This is a genomic window from Pusillimonas sp. (genome assembly GCF_035515275.1).
Taxonomy (GTDB): domain Bacteria; phylum Pseudomonadota; class Gammaproteobacteria; order Burkholderiales; family Burkholderiaceae_B; genus Pusillimonas.
Map to the genome: position 1 here is coordinate 1 of NZ_DATJBQ010000068.1, position 17,322 is coordinate 17,322.

17 protein-coding genes are annotated in these 17,322 nt (G+C 58.9%); 5 read left to right on the forward strand and 12 right to left on the reverse strand.

All coding sequences use genetic code 11. From position 1 onward, the window contains the following. Positions 1-961, reverse strand: a 961-nt coding sequence (locus VL003_RS05065; RefSeq protein WP_325440202.1) for a bifunctional riboflavin kinase/FAD synthetase, incomplete at its 3' end; no start/stop codon positions are given. Between the two features lie 109 nt (positions 962-1,070). Here VL003_RS05065 and purN point away from each other — a divergent pair. The 4 genes from purN to VL003_RS05085 all read left to right on the forward strand — a co-directional run bounded on the left by purN (position 1,071) and on the right by VL003_RS05085 (position 6,747). Next, entirely contained in the window at positions 1,071-1,682 is a 612-nt protein-coding gene (gene purN, locus VL003_RS05070) for a phosphoribosylglycinamide formyltransferase (RefSeq protein WP_414708248.1), read from the forward strand. 177 nt (positions 1,683-1,859) lie between these two features. Continuing rightward, the gene (locus VL003_RS05075; RefSeq protein ID WP_414708249.1) at positions 1,860-3,098 is read left to right on the forward strand and encodes an RsmB/NOP family class I SAM-dependent RNA methyltransferase; all 1,239 of its coding nucleotides are present in this window, start codon (positions 1,860-1,862) and stop codon (positions 3,096-3,098) included. Between the two features lie 152 nt (positions 3,099-3,250). Beyond that, entirely contained in the window at positions 3,251-4,462 is a 1,212-nt protein-coding gene (locus tag VL003_RS05080) for a DesA family fatty acid desaturase (RefSeq protein WP_325440208.1), read from the forward strand. Continuing rightward, entirely contained in the window at positions 4,459-6,747 is a 2,289-nt protein-coding gene (locus VL003_RS05085) for a UvrD-helicase domain-containing protein (RefSeq protein ID WP_325440210.1), read from the forward strand. The genes VL003_RS05080 and VL003_RS05085 overlap by 4 nt, the downstream gene beginning before the upstream one ends. A gap of 67 nt (positions 6,748-6,814) precedes the next feature. Here VL003_RS05085 and VL003_RS05090 read toward each other — a convergent pair whose 3' ends face one another. The 8 genes from VL003_RS05090 to VL003_RS05125 all read right to left on the reverse strand — a co-directional run bounded on the left by VL003_RS05090 (position 6,815) and on the right by VL003_RS05125 (position 13,662). Beyond that, positions 6,815-7,582, reverse strand: coding sequence for an RsiV family protein (locus VL003_RS05090; protein WP_325440212.1), 768 nt, complete (start codon positions 7,580-7,582; stop codon positions 6,815-6,817). 60 nt (positions 7,583-7,642) lie between these two features. Next, complete coding sequence (locus tag VL003_RS05095; protein WP_325440214.1) at positions 7,643-8,341, reverse strand: glutathione binding-like protein; 699 nt, start codon at positions 8,339-8,341, stop codon at positions 7,643-7,645. Continuing rightward, positions 8,338-8,832: a glutathione peroxidase gene (locus tag VL003_RS05100; protein WP_325440231.1), complete on the reverse strand. Its 495-nt coding sequence runs from the start codon at positions 8,830-8,832 to the stop codon at positions 8,338-8,340. Before VL003_RS05100 ends, VL003_RS05095 begins: the two co-directional genes overlap by 4 nt. 241 nt (positions 8,833-9,073) lie before the next feature. Continuing rightward, positions 9,074-9,895, reverse strand: coding sequence for an SDR family oxidoreductase (locus VL003_RS05105; RefSeq protein WP_325440233.1), 822 nt, complete (start codon positions 9,893-9,895; stop codon positions 9,074-9,076). Between the two features lie 8 nt (positions 9,896-9,903). Continuing rightward, the gene (locus VL003_RS05110; RefSeq protein ID WP_325440234.1) at positions 9,904-10,512 is read right to left on the reverse strand and encodes a cysteine hydrolase family protein; all 609 of its coding nucleotides are present in this window, start codon (positions 10,510-10,512) and stop codon (positions 9,904-9,906) included. Then, positions 10,509-11,042: an aromatic-ring-hydroxylating dioxygenase subunit beta gene (locus VL003_RS05115; RefSeq protein ID WP_325440235.1), complete on the reverse strand. Its 534-nt coding sequence runs from the start codon at positions 11,040-11,042 to the stop codon at positions 10,509-10,511. The genes VL003_RS05110 and VL003_RS05115 overlap by 4 nt, the downstream gene beginning before the upstream one ends. A 110-nt stretch (positions 11,043-11,152) precedes the next feature. After that, complete coding sequence (locus VL003_RS05120) at positions 11,153-12,457, reverse strand: aromatic ring-hydroxylating dioxygenase subunit alpha (RefSeq protein WP_325440236.1); 1,305 nt, start codon at positions 12,455-12,457, stop codon at positions 11,153-11,155. 11 nt (positions 12,458-12,468) lie between these two features. Beyond that, entirely contained in the window at positions 12,469-13,662 is a 1,194-nt protein-coding gene (locus VL003_RS05125) for an ABC transporter substrate-binding protein (RefSeq protein ID WP_325440237.1), read from the reverse strand. 141 nt (positions 13,663-13,803) lie between these two features. On the opposite strand from VL003_RS05125, the gene VL003_RS05130 reads away from it, so the two are divergent. Continuing rightward, positions 13,804-14,784: an AraC family transcriptional regulator gene (locus tag VL003_RS05130; protein ID WP_325440238.1), complete on the forward strand. Its 981-nt coding sequence runs from the start codon at positions 13,804-13,806 to the stop codon at positions 14,782-14,784. Positions 14,785-14,799: 15 nt separating this feature from the next. On the opposite strand, the gene VL003_RS05135 is transcribed toward VL003_RS05130, so the two are convergent. From VL003_RS05135 to VL003_RS05145, 3 genes are read right to left on the reverse strand one after another with little or no spacing between them, the layout of a single operon-like run. Further along, entirely contained in the window at positions 14,800-15,510 is a 711-nt protein-coding gene (locus VL003_RS05135) for an ABC transporter ATP-binding protein (protein ID WP_325440239.1), read from the reverse strand. Next, positions 15,507-16,259, reverse strand: a complete 753-nt coding sequence (locus VL003_RS05140) for an ABC transporter ATP-binding protein (protein WP_325440240.1) — start codon at positions 16,257-16,259, stop codon at positions 15,507-15,509. The genes VL003_RS05135 and VL003_RS05140 overlap by 4 nt, the downstream gene beginning before the upstream one ends. Further along, positions 16,256-17,224: a branched-chain amino acid ABC transporter permease gene (locus VL003_RS05145; RefSeq protein WP_325440242.1), complete on the reverse strand. Its 969-nt coding sequence runs from the start codon at positions 17,222-17,224 to the stop codon at positions 16,256-16,258. Before VL003_RS05145 ends, VL003_RS05140 begins: the two co-directional genes overlap by 4 nt. Positions 17,225-17,322: the final 98 nt, after the last annotated feature.

Consider the following 17,322-nt stretch of genomic DNA (forward strand, 5'->3'; position numbering starts at 1 on the left):
GTCCATGGAGCGCGAAATAATCTCGAGCGCTTTGCGCATCGTTGTCGATGGCGGCGATCATAGCAGGAAGGTCGGGGAATTTTTCTTCGTCCCTCAGATACTTGAGGAACTCGATTTGAGTGAGTTTACCGTATGCCTCGATGTGCCGGTCCAGAAGGTGAACCTCGAGCATGATGCGTCCGGTATCGGTTACCGTGGGTCGAACCCCCAGGCTGGCTACACCGCTCAGAGGCTGGTCGGCCAGCCCGTGGGCGCGCACCACATACACGCCCGAGCGTGCCGCGCACAAGGTCGGCACCCGAATGTTCAAGGTGGGGTAGCCTAGGGTGCGTCCCAGTTTTTGGCCGTGAACGACGTGACCGCTGATGCGGTAGGTATGGCCCAGCAGACGCTCGGCGCGTTCGAGGTTTCCAACTGCCAGTGCCGTGCGAACTTCAGAGCTGGAGATGCGGTAACCGTGGTCGTCAACCACGTCCGAAATCGTGTCGACGTCGAATCCGTGCTGTTTGCCCGCGCGGCGCAGCAGGGCGACGTCACCCATGCGTTTGTGTCCGTAGCGAAAGTCTTCGCCCACGAGCAGCCATCGCGTGCGCAGGCCGCGCACCAGCAGGTTTTCAATGAACGCTTCGGCCGGCATGTCGGCCAACTGCTGGTTGAAGCGCTGCAACACCAGTTGTTGCAGTTGCAGCCGACACATCGCCCAGGCCTTGTCACGTAAACTGCTGATCTGGGTGGGGACAAGCTCGGGCCGCTGGCCGCGTTGAGCAAAGAAGGCACGCGGATGCGGCTGGAAGGTCATGACCGTGGGGGCGACGTCGCGCAGGGCGGCCTCTTGGACGACGCGCCGAAGTATGGCCTGATGCCCACGATGTACCCCATCGAAATTGCCGATGGTGACAGCGCTGGCGCTTTGGCTGTCGTAGCGCGGAAGATGGCGGTAAATTCTGAAGGAAGGTTTCACATCCGAGAGTTTACAATTTTACGTTGGCTTACTCTGGAAAAACCTCTTGTCCCAAACAAATTCCTCTGCCTGCCGCTTCGTTGTGCTTGTATCAGGGCGGGGTAGCAATATGCGCGCCATAGTAGACGCAGCGCACAAGCAAGGGCCAACTGCCCAGGTTTGCGCCGTGGTGTCCAGCTCGGCGAGCGCAGCTGCGCTGGATTGGGCCGAACAAAACGGCATCACTGCCAGCGTCGTGGCCCACAAAAACTACGCATCACGCGAACAATTCGATACGGCCCTTGCCGAAGCAATCGAGGTCCATCAGCCGCATTACGTCTTGCTGGCCGGATTCATGCGGGTGTTGGGAACGGCGTTTGTCGAACGGTTTAACGGACGACTGGTTAACATTCACCCGTCGCTGCTTCCGGCGTTTCCGGGCTTGCACACCCATCAGCAGGCTTTGGCCGTGGGTGTGCAGTGGCATGGTTGCACTGTGCATTTCGTTACCCCCGTGCTTGATCACGGGCCAATTATTGCCCAGGGTGTCGTGCCCGTCAGGGCCGGGGACACGCCCGAGTCGCTTGCCGCCCGGCTGCTGGGGCTTGAGCACAAGGTATATGGCGAGGTCGTAAAGTGGCTGGCAGAAGGGCGGGTTACCCTGGATGCCATGCAAAAAGTACACGTTCGCGATGTCGCAAGTCGTTCATTCATATTGGCGTCCGACAGCGACGCAAGCTGATTTTTGAGAGTAAACATGAGTCATTCAAACAAGACCCGGGGTTCGGGTTCAGCGCGTGCGGCAAGAGCCAGGCCGTCAGCCGCCCCGACGGCTTCGCCCAAGTCGGCAAGGTCTGGGGCTGGCCACCCGACGCGGCCCTACGTCGTTGCTGCTGCCCGCATTCAGCAGGTGCAGGACGTGCTGGGTGAAATCCTGCAGTGGCAGTTTCCGGCTGATGCGGTGTTGTCGCGGTGGCTGCGTGCGCACCCCAAACTGGGCGCTCGTGACCGGGCTGAACTGGCCGATGGTGTTTTTGATGTCCTGCGGCATTTACGTCGTTATCGTCAATTTTCCCAAAGTGGCACGGGACCGGCTTCGCGTCGATTGGCCATTCTGGGTTTAAGTGCGGTGTTCGAACCGGCAAAACTTGACGAAGCCTTGTCCGCCGACGAAAAAGCCTGGCTCGAACGTGTGCGCGGCATCGACCTGAACAGCCTAGCACCCGAAATTCGTTGGAGTCTTCCTGATTGGCTGATGCAAAGGCTGGGCGGACTGGACGATGTCCAGCAACTGGTCGAGGCTTTGAACCAGTCGGCGCCGCTCGATCTGCGGGTCAATTCCATGAAGGCCGAGCGCGACGTCATGTTGCAAACATTACGCGAAGGCCCGGCCGCGCGTTACGACCCCCAGCCGACACCGTACTCGCCTTGGGGTATTCGCATGCAGGGACGCCCACCGGTCAATCGGTGGCCGATGTTCGAGCGGGGCGAAATCGAGGTTCAGGACGAGGGTAGCCAGATTCTGACTGCTCTGGTCGGCCCCAGGCGCGGCGAAATGATCATCGATTATTGCGCGGGAGCAGGGGGCAAGACCCTGCTGCTGGGTGCCATGATGCGCTCTACGGGGCGCCTTTACGCTTTTGACGTCTCGGCCGCCAGGTTGGCGCGCGCCAAACCGCGGTTTGCCCGTAGCGGGCTGTCCAATATTGTTCCGGTCGTGATCAGCCCTGACAACGACCAGCGAGTGCGCCGCTTACGCGGCAAGGCGCATCGTGTGCTGGTTGACGCCCCGTGCAGCGGCCTGGGCACCTTGCGCCGCAACCCCGACCTGAAATGGCGGCAACACCCCGAGTCGCTGGACGAGTTGCGCGCATTGCAGGCACGCATCTTGCGGCAGGCTTCGGCATGTGTGGCAGCTGGGGGCAGGCTGGTCTACGCTACTTGCAGCGTGCTTCCTGAAGAGAACGAGCGCCAGGTCGAAGCGTTTTTAGCCGAGAATCCTGAATTCAAACTGCTGGATGCCGCAGAAATCGTTAAAGATCGTTGCAAGAACCTGACGCTTTTGGGGCCGTATTTGTCGATGCGGCCAGATCGCCACGGTACCGACGGTTTTTTTGCGGCGGTAATGCAGCGCGCTGACGCCCGCCAAACGCCCTGATTCAATAGTTTCAGCGGAATTCATCGCGGCATGTCCTTGATTTTCCTCAAAAACTATTTTGAAACTTTACTGTCAGAATTACAGCATCTACGCTAGAATTTACTGGATATTCAACTAGGGGTTACCTTTTTTGGGCCTTACTTAGCAGGTATATGGACAACTTACTTACTTTCCTTGCGGGCGGCTTGCTGCAATTTTCTTGGTGGCAGGTCGCGCTGGTTACCTTGGCGCTTACGCACGTCACCATTTTGGGCGTTACGATTTTCCTGCACCGCAGTCAAACACACCGGGGGCTTGATCTTCATCCGGCCGTCATGCATTTTTTCCGCTTCTGGCTTTGGATGACCACCGGTATGGTTACCAAAGAGTGGGTAGCCATACACCGCAAGCATCACGCCAAGTGCGAACGCGAGGGCGATCCTCACTCGCCCATGGTCTACGGTATCAATAAGGTGTTCTTCCGTGGTGCCGAGCTGTACCGCGAAGAGGCCGCCAACGCCGAAACACTTAAGCGCTATGGCTCCGGCACGCCCGACGACTGGCTCGAGCGCAATGTATACACGCGCCATAGCGGGCTGGGCATTCTTATTATGCTGGGCCTCGACCTGGCGCTGTTTGGGGTGCTGGGCCTAACTGTCTGGGCCATTCAAATGGCCTGGATCCCCTTCTGGGCAGCGGGTGTGGTTAATGGTATTGGCCACTTCTGGGGCTACCGCAATTATGCCAGCCCCGACACCAGCACCAACGTGTCTCCGTGGGGCATCATTATCGGCGGCGAAGAACTGCACAATAACCACCACGCTTACGCCACTTCGGCCAAGTTCTCGGCCAAATGGTGGGAGCTCGACATCGGCTGGGGCTACATCAAAGTACTTAGCTTCTTGCGCCTGGCTACGGTGCGTCGTGTAGCGCCCAAGCTCAAACTCGAACCGGCCACTGAGTCAGTCAGCTTGCAAACCCTCGAGGGCGTTATTTTGCACCGCTACGAAATTCTGGCCCGGTATGCCGACCTGATTAAACAGGCCGCCTCCGACGAGCTTGCCAAGCTCAAACCCTTGCGCCAAAAAAACAGTGCCGACTGCCGCTGGAGCCAGCTTAGCCGCATCAAGCACAAACTGGGTTCCACCAACGCCGATGCACTCGAGCCTGCCCAGCGTGCCGAACTCGACACCATCCTGGCTCAGAACCAGTCGTTGTCCACCCTGGTTCAGATGCGGCAAGAGCTGACCCGCCTGTGGGAAAGCTCCAGCGCCACCAGCGAACAGTTGTTGTCCGACCTGCAGGCCTGGTGCCAGCGTGCGCAACAAAGCGGCATCGAAGGGCTTGAACAGTTCTCGTATCGGCTACGCCGCTACGCGGCATGATCGAGCAGCTCAATCCCGAACAACGAGCCGCCGTTACACTTCCTCCTCAGCACGCACTGGTCCTGGCCGGCGCGGGCAGCGGAAAAACCCGTGTTCTAACCACACGCATGGCCTGGCTTATCCAGACAGGCCAAACGGGCCCCTACAACTTGCTGGCGGTCACGTTTACCAATAAGTCAGCCCGCGAAATGCTTACTCGCTTGTCCGGCCAGTTGCCGCTGGACACTCGCGGTTTATGGGTGGGCACGTTTCACGGTCTGTGCAACCGTATGTTGCGCGCGCATCATCGCGATGCGGGCCTGCCTCAGACCTTTCAGATTCTTGACTCGGCCGACCAGCTTTCAGCGATCAAGCGCCTGATCAAGGGCGCAGGCATCGATGACGACAAGTATCCACCCCGAGACGTCCAGCGCTTTATCAACGGCGCCAAAGAAGACGGCTTGCGCCCCGATGCGGTAGCCGCCGACGACCCCCACCGACGCCGTCTGGTCGAAATTTACAGCCTGTATCAGGCGCAGTGTGAACGCGAGGGTGTGGTTGATTTTGCCGAGTTGTTGCTGCGCGCGTTCGAGCTGCTTAAACGCAACGGCCCCATCCGCGAGCATTACCAGCGTCGTTTCCGCCATATTTTGGTAGACGAGTTTCAAGATACCAACACCCTGCAATACCGTTGGCTGCAATTGCTGGCCGGCGGGGGCGCCTGTGTGTTCGCCGTGGGCGACGACGACCAGTCGATCTACGCCTTTCGCGGCGCCAACGTGGGCAATATGGCCGATTTCGAGCGTGATTACGCCCGCGGCTCGGTCATACGGCTTGAGCAGAACTATCGCTCGTACGGGCACATTCTAGATTCGGCCAACGCGCTTATTTCGCATAATAGTGCCCGACTCGGCAAAAATCTTTGGACGGCCCAGGGCGAGGGCGAGCCGGTTCGCGTTATTGAGCAGCCTTCCGACCTCATGGAGGCCCAATGGGTTGTTGACGAGATCAAGGCCCTGATCAACGACGGCCGACTGCGCAGTGAAACCGCGGTCCTGTATCGCAGCAATGCGCAGTCTCGGGTTATTGAGCACGCACTATTTTCGGCCGGCATCCCGTACAAGGTGTACGGAGGCTTGCGTTTCTTCGAGCGACAAGAAGTCAAGCATGCGCTGGCCTACTTGCGCCTTATGGACAATCCGCATGACGACACCTCATGGCTGAGGGTGGTTAATTTTCCTACCCGGGGTATTGGCGCGCGCACACTCGAGCAGCTGGCCGACCTGTCTCGGCAGCAGGGCACCAGCTTGTATGGTGCCGTGCCGTTTATGTCCGGAAAAGGCGGCAGCAATCTGGCCAGGTTTGCCGAGCTGATCACCAATATGGCGCACGAGGCCCAGGTCTTGTCGCTGCCCGATCTTATCGAGCACGTGGTTCATCATAGTGGCTTGCGTGCTCATTATCAGGCCGAAAAAGAGGGCGCCGAACGGCTTGAGAACTTGCAGGAACTGGTCAATGCGGCCACGGTGTTCTGCGTCGAAGAAAACATCGAAGGCCTGCCGGCAGCCCTGGCGATTGAGCGGCCGGTAACCGGGCTGCCAGACAGCGAAGGCGTGATCGATACACCTGAGACCGAATTTGCCATGTCTCCGTTGGCTGCTTTTTTGTCGCATGCCTCGCTTGAAGCGGGCGACAACCAGGCACAGGCCGGGCAAGACGCGGTGCAACTCATGACTGTGCACGCGGCCAAGGGGCTTGAGTTCGATTCCGTATTTATTACCGGCATCGAGGAAGGGTTGTTTCCGCACGAAAACAGCTTGCTCGAGCCGGCCGGGCTCGAAGAGGAACGCCGACTGATGTATGTGGCCATAACGCGTGCCCGCGAGCGGCTTTACCTTACCCTGGCGCAAAGCCGCATGCTGCACGGCCAGACGCGTTACGCCATGAGGTCGCGGTTCCTGGACGAAATTCCCGAACAACACCTTAAATGGCTGACCCCACGCGAGACGCGTGTCCTGCCTGCCGATAACTGGAGCTCGGGCTCGTGGCGGCGTTCGGATGCCTACGCTCGGCCTGCTACCGGAACTGCCGCCCCGCGTGCGCCGCGTGCGGTAAGTAGCGGGGTCACGGTTGGCGACAAGCACTATCGTATTGGACAGGGAGTGCATCACGCCAAGTTTGGCGAAGGTACGATTATCGGCTTGAGCGGAATGGGGCTAGACTCGCAGGCGCAGATTCAGTTTCGCGGTGCAGGCACCAAAACGTTGGCGCTGGGTATCGCCAAGCTGGACATTACCGCCGGTTAGGCCCGGGCGCCAGCCGTCCGAACCGGCTGTTCGGTCACGGGCGCCTACGCCACCCGCGTGCCAGGCGTTAACCGGGCAGGTAGGCGGGCTTCAGGATTCCCTGCAGTTGTTCATACGGTATGGTCAGTTCGGGCTGGCCCGACGAGTACGGCGCCAGTTCGTACGAGTTGTACTTTACGACCAGGCCCGCATCGGTAAGCGCAAAGTTTTCGCTGGGTTGAAACGGCCATAACCGGTTGAAATTGGCAGGGTCCTGTTGTGCGTCGGGGTGCTCGGCCAACCAGCGTCCGTGCGCGTCGCGCAGGGCCTGGACATAGCGATCGTGGGCGCCCGGTTGAAGAATATCGGCCGTGCCCAGCACCTTGCCGGCGCTGTTGTCCCAATTCAGAAACTGGGTAGCCGCAATGCCGTGTGCCGCACCGGTGTAATACTGCCAGGTGTTGAGCTCGATGACGGTCAGGTTGCGGCTGCGATAGCGCGCGTCGGCTGTAAATATGGTCGAGTCGCGCGCAGCGGCGGTTTGCCAGAAATAGTCTTGGTACTCTTTTATCGTGGCATACGGCTGTGGATGGTCGGCGCTGACGCCTGTCATGGTTGCCAGGGCATGGTCGACCAGTTGGGTCAGTATGGCCACCCCCGGAAACACCAAAGAATCCACTTCGATTTGTGGGCATTCGCCCTTGCAGCCTGGCTTGCTTAACTTGTATTTAAGCGGTTGCGTAAACAGGCCGTCTTTTCGGCTTTCTTGTTCGATCTTGTCGGCCGGAACCAGCGTGATGTTGTCGCGCGGGCCGCTGGCACAGGCGGCAAGAACCAGGGTGCATGCGGTTGCCATGGCTGTTCGTAGCCACGGACGTGATGGAATGGGGGTCATGGGGTGCGGGGGGGCAAGGTGTTAACGTACTGTCTGCGCGTTTTGTCCGAACAGAATCTTGCGCGCTTCGTCGTCGTGTACCGTGGGTTGGCTATTTACCGTTTTGGCCACATCGTAGGCGCGGATGGTGGCCGGCCGTTTGGCAATGGTGTCGAACCAGCGCTTCAGGTGGGGAAAATCGTTCAGGTTCTGGTTTTGTCTTTCATGAGACACGATCCAGGGGTAGCAGGCCATGTCGGCGATGGAGTATTGGTCGGCAATGAATTCATGCTGGGCCAGACGTTTGTTCAGTACGCCGTAAAGACGCCCGGTTTCGCCCACGTAGCGGTCGATGGCATACTGAATTTTTTCGGGCGCGTACGTACCAAAATGGTGGTTTTGGCCGGCCATGGGGCCTAAGCCCGCCATTTGCCAGAACAGCCACTGCATGACCTGGTTTCGGCCGCGTACATCGGCAGGCAGAAAACGGCCGGTTTTTTCGGCCAGATAAACCAGCATGGCACCCGATTCGAACACCGAGATGGGCTCGCCGCCGTCGGCCGGGGCGTGGTCGACCATGGCCGGAATACGATTGTTGGGCGAGATTTCAAGAAACTGAGGCTGAAACTGTTCGCCTTTGCCGATATTAATGGGCAGCACCTTGTAAGGCAGCTCGGCCTCTTCAAGGAACATCGTTATTTTGTGTCCGTTGGGTGTGGTCCAGTAGTACAGGTCGATCATGAGGTTCCTTGAGCAAGCGCTTTTTCGATGTCGGCGCGCAATTCGTCGGGGGTGGTCGATGACCCGTAGCGCTGTATTACCTGCCCGTCACGGCCGACTAAAAATTTCGTGAAGTTCCATTTGATGGCCTTGGTACCCAGTACTCCGGCCTTTTCATCTTTGAGCCAGTTGTACACCGGGTGTGCGTGCGGGCCGTTTACGTCGATTTTTTCAAACAACGGGAAGCTGGCCTTATACACCGTAGCGCAGAAAGTAAGAATGTCGACGCTATTGCCTGGCTCTTGGTTGCCAAACTGGTTGCACGGAAACGCCAACACGGAAAACCCGCGCTCTTTGTAGTCTTGATACAGGGCTTCGAGGCCTTCGTATTGTGGGGTGTAGCCGCACTTTGAGGCGACATTGACAACCAGCGCCACCTTGCCCTTGTATTCGGAAAGGTCAATGGTTTCGCCGGTGATGGAGCGAGCTTGAAAAGAATGGAGCGAATTCATGATGCCTACATGCAAAAAGCAACACGCTGGAACGCACAGCGAACTATCAGGCCAGAGCCGTATATGCCTATCTGGTAGTACAAAGTGCGTATGACCAGAAAGCCGCGCTCGGGCCGATGCCGATTGTCTACTTTAACAGTGGGCGGTCAAGCGGGCAACGCAGGTTTATTTTAAGGGCTGCCGGCGTGTCCCGATATCTGAGGCAACGACTGTGCTGGGTCGTTTTGCTTTGGGGGCCAGGCTAATTCTTTAAAATGGTGTCGAACCACTGCCTCGGAGACACCCCTTGGTCCGGCCCCAGCACCGAGAACCCGCCGTCGACCGGGATATCGACACCGGTGATCCACGAGGCGGCGTCGCTGGCCAGAAAGGCGACGGCATTGCCGACTTCGGCGCCGTTGCCGACGCGGCCCAGTGGGTGCATGGCTGCAGCCACCCGGTCGGCGTCAGGGCGGCTGCCTTTGCTTAAGCGCTCGACCGAAGGTGACCAGGTCCAGGCAGGGGAAACGGCCACTGCCCGGATGCCCTTGGGTGCAAGGGTAACTGCAAGGTTCTTGGTGAATTGCAGCATGGCGGCCTTCGAGGCGGGGTACAAGGCGCGGCCGGCCGCGCCAAACTTGCCGCCCGTACTGCCCATGTTAATGATGACGTTGCCGGCCTTCATGTGGACAGCGGCTTTTTGGGCGAATATGGCCGCCGACACCAGGTTGACGCCCAGGGTGCGATGCCATTGCTCGCGTGTTGACTCCAACCCTTCGTCTTCGTAGATGCACGCGTTATTGACCAGAATATCCAGGTGGTCGAAGCGGGCCAGGGTCTGCTCGATGCAGCGGTCAATGTCGTTGTCTTGTTGAATATCGGTTTGGCAGTACAGGGCGCTTCCACCTTCTTGGTTCAGTGTGTCGGCCAGCGCTATGCCTTGGTCGGCATTGCGGCCCACCACCACAACCGATGCGCCGCAATGCGATAAAACCCGAGCAATATCAGCACCCAATCCTTGGGTGCTGCCCGTCACGATGGCGGTTTTTTCGGTCAGATCAACCAGGGGAGAAAATGAGGCCATGTAGTTAATCATCCGTACAAAGGATAAGCCTGCTCAAGCGCTGTGGTGTCCAGTATCTGTGCAATAACGCTCATGCTCTGGAGTGCGGCGCGGTGCACGGCGGGGTCGGCCGCCGAGCAGGCATCGGCTGCGACAGATACCTCGAAGCCCATGTCCACGGCGTGGCGTACCGTGCTTTCAACGACTGAATGGGTGGCTACGCCGGCGACAAGCAACTGTGATACGCCCAGTACACGCAGCACTTCTTCGAGTTGGGAGCCAAAGAAGGCGTTGATGCGACTGTGTTTGACCACGAACTCGCGCGTGCTGTCTGGAACCGGCGCAAGGCTGTCGTAAAACTGGGCCCCCCAACTACCTTCCTGGACCGCGCCGATCTTGGCCACGTTGCGGAATATGGGCGCGTTAGTGATGATGTCGGCGCCGTCGGGGCGGTACGCCACGCGCACATGAACAACGGGCATGGAACGGGCACGGGCAAAGCCAAGCAAGGCCTCGCCCGCAGCGATCAGGCGTCCGCGTTCGGGGCTGTCTGCCGCGATGCCCACGCGGATCTTGCCTTTTGAATGTAAAACGTCGTTCTGGTAATGAAGCGCAAGCAGGGCGGTTTGTGCTGTCATAGGTAGACTTGGATGGCGCCGTGGACGGCGTCGCAATTGACGAGGTTTACCTGCTTGAGGCGTATGCGCCAGCTGTCTTCGTGCGCAACCAGCTTGTGAATGTAGTTGCCCGCCATATGGCGCAAAGTGTCTTTGCGCCACTCGGTCATGTGAAAGGCAGAACGCACGATAAGACAGCCGTCGCCATCGGCGCCGTCGATCATGACGTTACCGACAACGCGTGTGGCATGGGTTTTGGGCTGTTGCGCCCAGTTGCGCGGATTGTCGAGCGTGCGCAGGCGCAACTCGCGCAGCATGGCGTTTTCCCAACATAGCGATATGTGGTCGTAGGGGCTGGTCTGGCCTTGCTGCTGCGGAATCCAGTACATGCCGTCGTCGGTCCAAAGGTCAAGCCAGGGCTGCCATTGGCGTTCGTCAAGCAGGCGCGCTTCGCGATAGATGAACTGCTGGACCCCGTGGTAGGTTTCCAGCGGAACCGTGACGTCTTTGCTCTTGGTCGTGGATACGTCGAAGTCGATGTCAAATAACATATTGGATACTCCGTAGCGAAACAATCGGCTTTGATACAGGCCCGAATGTTGTCAGCTTGGGTTGGTCTCGGACGGGGGCAGTGCGAGGTGCCAGGTCTTTGAAGGCAAATTTACATTTCGCCCAGCATGTATTTTTTCCATGCGTTGAACTGGTTGCGCATGGGCAGCTCGCTGGTGCCGTTGATAGATGTCATGCCGCCTTCTATAGCTTGGTCGGTGCCGGCATAGCGGTGCTGGCTGACCCACTCGCCGCCGTCGGTCTGATTGCCTTGCTGGCATCGCCCGTACAGTTCAATATCGTCCGGCATGACGTTTGATGACGGCGAGTTGATCAGGTTGGCGTACATCAGGCCTCGCTTGAATATCGCTTCGGGCGCTCCTTTGAGCCTGAAGGTCTGGATCTCGACCAGGGTGCGATCGACCGCAATGGGCCGTATCACCCTGAATTGCTGGAACACGGTGTGTGGCGATCCGCTACCGTAGATAATGGTGTTGTGGCGGTTCTCGCCCAGTATTGCCATTGCCCGTTCGCGGCCGTAGGCGGCCTCGAGCGCTTCAAAATGTGAACGCGTGATGGGGTCGGTTTCGATGGCGCCCGGATTGAAGATGCCCTCCATATAGCCGTGGCCGTAGTCAAACGCCATTAATGAAAGTTTCTCCCAGAAATCGTAGGGTTCGCCGTTGCCGTCCATGATATGCAGCTCTAAAGGCATATGACCAATGGATTCGGCCTGCTTGCGTGCCGAACTGTATGAAGACTCGTGTGTAACGTTGGCGTGCATGGTGTCGTGCAGGTTCTCGTAGAAGACCTTCCAGTTGGAAGGCTGCATCACCTTGAACACGCCGCCCGCCACCTCGACCTCGCCCTCGGGGGAGCGATCGCACAGGTTGTCGATGGACGAGCGTACGCCACCCAGAAACTGCTCCAGTGGCGGGCCCTTGGCTGCCTGGCTGGCAAACACGAAGCCGCGATAGCTCTCGACGCGGGCCAGTGGCCGCATCGAGAACTCTGGCGAGGCCGGGTCAAACGAAGTGCCTTCGAAGCCGCGCCGCATCGGCGCGGCCAGATGGCTGCCATCAAGCTTGAAGGTCCATGCGTGGTAGGGGCAACGAAAAAACTTGCCGACGTTGCCGTCGCCACGCGCGACCAGCATGGCCCCCTTGTGCGGACAGCGGTTATACAGCACATGAACCTTGTTGTCGGTACCGCGCACCATGATCACATCCTGGTCGCCGATGCGGGTGGTGTGGTAATCGCCTACCTGCGGTACCTGGCTTTCGTGCCCTGCGTATATCCAGGCCTGGCCGTAGATGCGTCGCATTTCAAGCTGAAACAGCTCGGGGTCGGTGTAAACCGATTTATGCACGCTGTCGGGCCGTACCAGCCCCTCAATGTGTTCGTTGCTGTAAGACATGGTTGCTCCTGCTATGACTGGCCCATTTTGCATTCGGCGGCGAATGGGTCGTGGTAGTCCTCTAGAATGGTGCTGACGACCTTGTTGGTGATGCGCCCCTGGTCGTCCTTGACCACTTCGCGAAGGTAGTAGTCTTGAATGGGGTACTGGTTGGTGTTGAACTTGAAGTCGCCCCGTACCGATTTGAAGTTGGCGGCCTTGATTGCCTGGCGAAAGGCGTTCTTGTCTTCGATCTTGCCTTTAACGTCTTGCACTGCAGCGTTAAGCAGCATGGCGGCGTCGTAACCCTGAGAGGCATACAGCGTGGGAATACGGCCGTATTCTTTTTCGAAGTCGGCGACAAACTTTTGGTTCTGGGCGTTGTCAAGGTCGGGCGACCATTGGGACGAGTTGAACGTGCCCAGCATGGGATCGCCCACCGCCTTGATGGTGTCCTGGTCGCCCGAGAACCCGGGCATGTAGATTTTCATGTTCTTTGAAAGGCCCGAGCTTTCAAGTTGCTTGATGAAGCTGATGCCCATGCCGCCGGGCAAGAAAAAGAAGACTGAGTCGGCCTTTGAGGCGCGAGCCTGAGCCAATTCAGCCGAGAAGTCGAGCTGGCCCAGCTTGACGTAAACCTCGTCGGCGATCTTGCCCTTGTACAGGCGCTTGAAACCACCGATGGATTCGCGTCCGCCCGGGTAGTTGGGGGCTATTAAAAAGACGCTGTCATGCTTTTGCTCGGTAACATATTTACCCATGGCAGCGGGAATGTCTTCGTTTTGCCAGGACACCACGAAAAAATTCGGGTTACAGTCTGCGCCGGCGTAATCGGCCGGGCCGGTGTTGGTCGACAGATAAATGGTGTCGCTGCCCACAATGCTGGGCATCAGCGGCAGCAGCACATTAGAGAACACCATGCCCGTCATGACATCGACGTGATCGCGCTTGATCAGGCGATCGGTCGCTTGGCGGCCGACGTCGGCCTTTTGCTGGTCGTCGACAACAATGACCTCGGTATCGAGGCCGCCCAGTTTGCCTCCCGCGTGTTTCAGGGCTAGCTGGAATCCGTCACGGATGTCGATGCCCAGGGCACCGCCTGGACCGGACAAGGTGGACAAAAACCCCACTTTTATCGAGTCGGCGGCATGGGCGGGCGCCATGCTTAGGGCGGCGGCGCATAGGGCCGCAGCAAGCGGCCCCAGCTTCAGGCTGGTTTTATTCATGTTTGTCTCCTTTCTTATGCGGTCTTATTATGATGTTGGCGATCATTGTGCGAGGCTATCCTTTTCTGGCAATTTAAAGCCAGCTCGTGCAACATTTGCCGGTTGTCCGCTATCGCCGTGAACCTTTCAAGGGGCTGTACGATGGAACCGTGGTTTAGAAGGGGCCTGGCCCCGCTGTACGATGCGCCGGCGCTGTTCGCCTCGCGTGATCCGCAAGAGGCCAAGGTGGCCACTACTGGGGCGCTCAAAGAGCACGACCTGGTCTGGCGCTCGGGCAAGGTCGATTCATTCCTGCGTCATCTTCAGTTGGGCGAGGTTTCGTTGTTTTTGCTGCGCTATGGGGCGGCCGTGCATATTGCGCCCGGCGAGCTGCGACGTTTCCTGCTGATTCAGGTGCCTCTGACCGGCGCGGCATGCATCACGGTGGGTCGAACGGCAGTTGCGGCTGATTCCCGTACTGGGGTTGTCATTTCGCCCACGCTGCCTCTGGTTCTCGACTGGAACGAGGGTTGCGAGCAACTTCTACTGAAGATCCCCCGCGAGCGTGTTGAAGAATCGTGCAGCAGGTTGCTGGGTGCTCAAATCGGGCGGGCGGTCGAGTTCAGCCCGCGTTTTGCCCTGGACACCGCCCAGGGGCAGTCGTGGCAGCATCAGGTCAGTTCACTACTGTGCGGGTTTCAGGCAGCGGGCAGCCCACCCCCGGCTCAGTGGGTACGTGCACAAGAAGAAATCCTTATCCAGCATCTTTTGTTGTGCCATCCGCATAATTACACCGAGCTGTTGCGTCGCCGCTCGACAGGTGCGCGACGCAACGTACGCCTGGCGCAAGAATTCATTCACGCACATTTGCAAGATGCGCTCGACCTGGGCAGCATCGCCCAGGCGAGCGGAACCAGCGTGCGCAGCCTGTGCGCTGCGTTCAAAGAGCAATACGGGCAGTCGCCCATGGCTTACGTGCGTGAGCAGCGTATGGAGCAGGCGCACGCCGAGCTGCTGGGTGCCGCACCGGGCACGCGCGTTACCGACGTAGCCTTGCGCTGGGGGTTTGGCCATTTGGGCAGGTTCTGTACCCGCTACCGCCAGCGCTACGGGCAAACCCCTTTAGAAACCCTGCAAGACTGACACGTGCGCCGTGGCTCAAACCCCGATATAGCGTTCCCAGATATCGGGCGATTGGCGCAGCGCGTCAGAGTCGCCGGTCCAGACCACCTGTCCGCGTTCAATAATGGTGTGCCGATCGGCCAGTTCGATAAGGCGTTGTACGTACTTGTCGATAATTAATGTGGTTTGCCCCAAGGCGCGCAATTGGGCCAGACACTGCCAGATTTCCTCGCGAATGAGCGGGGCCAGGCCTTCGGTGGCTTCGTCAAGAATGAGCAGTTTCGGGTTGGTCATGAGCGCGCGGCCAATGGCAAGCATTTGTTGCTCGCCCCCCGACAACTGATTGCCCATGTTGTTGGCACGTTCGAGCAGACGCGGAAACAAAGCGTAGATGCGTTCCAGCGTCCAGGGTTGCGCAGCCCGGCTGCGATTGCAGGCAAAGGCCACCAGGTTTTCGCGCACGGACAGATTGGGAAAAATGTGGCGGCCCTCGGGCACGACGGCCACGCCCAAGCGGGCGATGCGGTCGGCGGTCCAGGCGCCGATTTCGTGACCCTGAAAACGTATGCTGCCACCGTGGATACGGGTTAAGCCCAGCACCGAACGGACGGTGGTCGTCTTGCCCATGCCGTTGCGCCCCAGCAAGGTGGCGGTTTGGCCGGCCTCGATGGCAAGGTCGATGCCGAACAACACCTTGCTGCTGCCGTAAGCAGTTTCAATGGCCTTAACTTCGAGTAAGGGGTTCATACGCTGACCTCGTCGCCCAGATAGGCTTTGCGCACTTCGGCGTTGCCGCGGATTTCGTCGGGTGAGCCTGTTGCGATGATGCGGCCCGAGACCAAGACCGAAATGCGGTCGGCAAGCTGAAAGACGGTTTCCATATCGTGCTCCACCAACAGCACGGTGAGCTCGTTGCCCAATGACTGGATAAGGGGCAGCAGGCTGCGCGATTCTTTGGGCCCCATACCCGCCATGGGTTCATCAAGCAGCAACATGCGCGGTTGGGTGGCCAGAGCCAGGCCGACTTCGAGCAGCCGTTGTTCACCGTGGGCCAGGCTGGCCGCCATGGCGTCCAGTCGTTGTGCCAGGCCGATTTTTTCGGCCAGCTCGCGTGCCTGGTCGAAGACCTGATCGTCGTTGATGGCGGGGCGCCAGAACCGCATGCTGGATCCGCTGCGTGCCTGGACGGCCAAAGCCAGATTGTCGAGCACCGAGCAATTTCGAAAAATGTTGGTGATCTGGTAGGAGCGCGCCAGGCCCAGCCCGACACGCTTATGCATGGGCAGATGGGTAATGTCGTGACCATTGAACACCATGCTGCCTTCGTTAGGGCTGAGCTCTCCGGAGATCTGATGAATAAGTGTGGTCTTGCCCGCCCCGTTGGGGCCGATGACGGCATGGGTTTCGCCGCCGGCTATCGACAGATTGAGATGGTCGGTGGCGACGATGCCGCCGTAGCGACGCACAATGCCTTTGAGCTCGAGCATGGGGGTCATGAGTGGCCTCCGGAGCGGGGCCTGGCCCAACGCTGCAGCCGAAGGCTGGCCAGGCCGTTTGGCATGAACAGCACGATCGCCAACAGTATGAAGCCCAATATGAGCGCCCAATGAGTGGTATAGGCCATAAGAACCTCTTCAAGCACCAACAACGTTACCGCACCGATGACCCCGCCAAAGAAGTAGCCCAGCCCACCTACCAGAACCATGACCATCAGCGTTCCCGACTGCATCCAGTGCAACTGGCTGGGGCTGGCCATGTAGTTCTGATTGGCGAACAGGGCGCCCCCTAGCGCAGCGACGGCGCCCGCAATGACAAATGCCGCAAGCTTGTACTGAAACACCGGATAGCCGATGGCCCGCATGCGGGTTTCGTTTTCGCGTATGCCTTGCAGAACCCGTCCGAAACGCGCATTGAGCAGCCGGTGCATCAGCCAGAGCACAGCAGCAGTCAGGCCCAGCGATACATAATAAAAAACCGTGTCTGAGCCAAGGTCGACCCCCAGTGTCGAGCGCCGCATCAATGCCAGTCCATCGTCGCCGCCATAACTGCGAAGCGAGACAAAGATGTAGTAGGTCATTTGTGCGAAGGCGAGGGTGATCATAATAAAATACACTCCGCGCGTACGCAGGCAGACCAGCCCGATAAGAAACGCAAGCACGGTACCCACCAGCACGGCGGTGGGCCAGCTGATCCAGGCCGAGGCGATGTCGTGGTACATGAGAATGGCCACCACATAGGCGCCGGCACCGAAGTAGGCGGCGTGGCCCAGACTGACCATGCCCCCAAAACCCAGTATGAGGTTCAGGCTGGAAGCCACCAGAGCAAAAATGATCAGGCGCGACCCGAAGCTGATGTAGAACTCTTGGCCCAGCAAGGTGGCGACGTAGGGAAACGCAACGAGCGCGAGCAGCAAGACGGCGATCCAGCCTGCCGAAAGACGATGGTGCAGGGTGCTTTGCATGAATTGTGCTCCTTAGCTACGGGCAGGAAAAAGGCCTTCGGGCTTGAAGAACAAGACTCCGGCCATGAGCAGGTAGATAAGGATGGATGCCAGCGGTG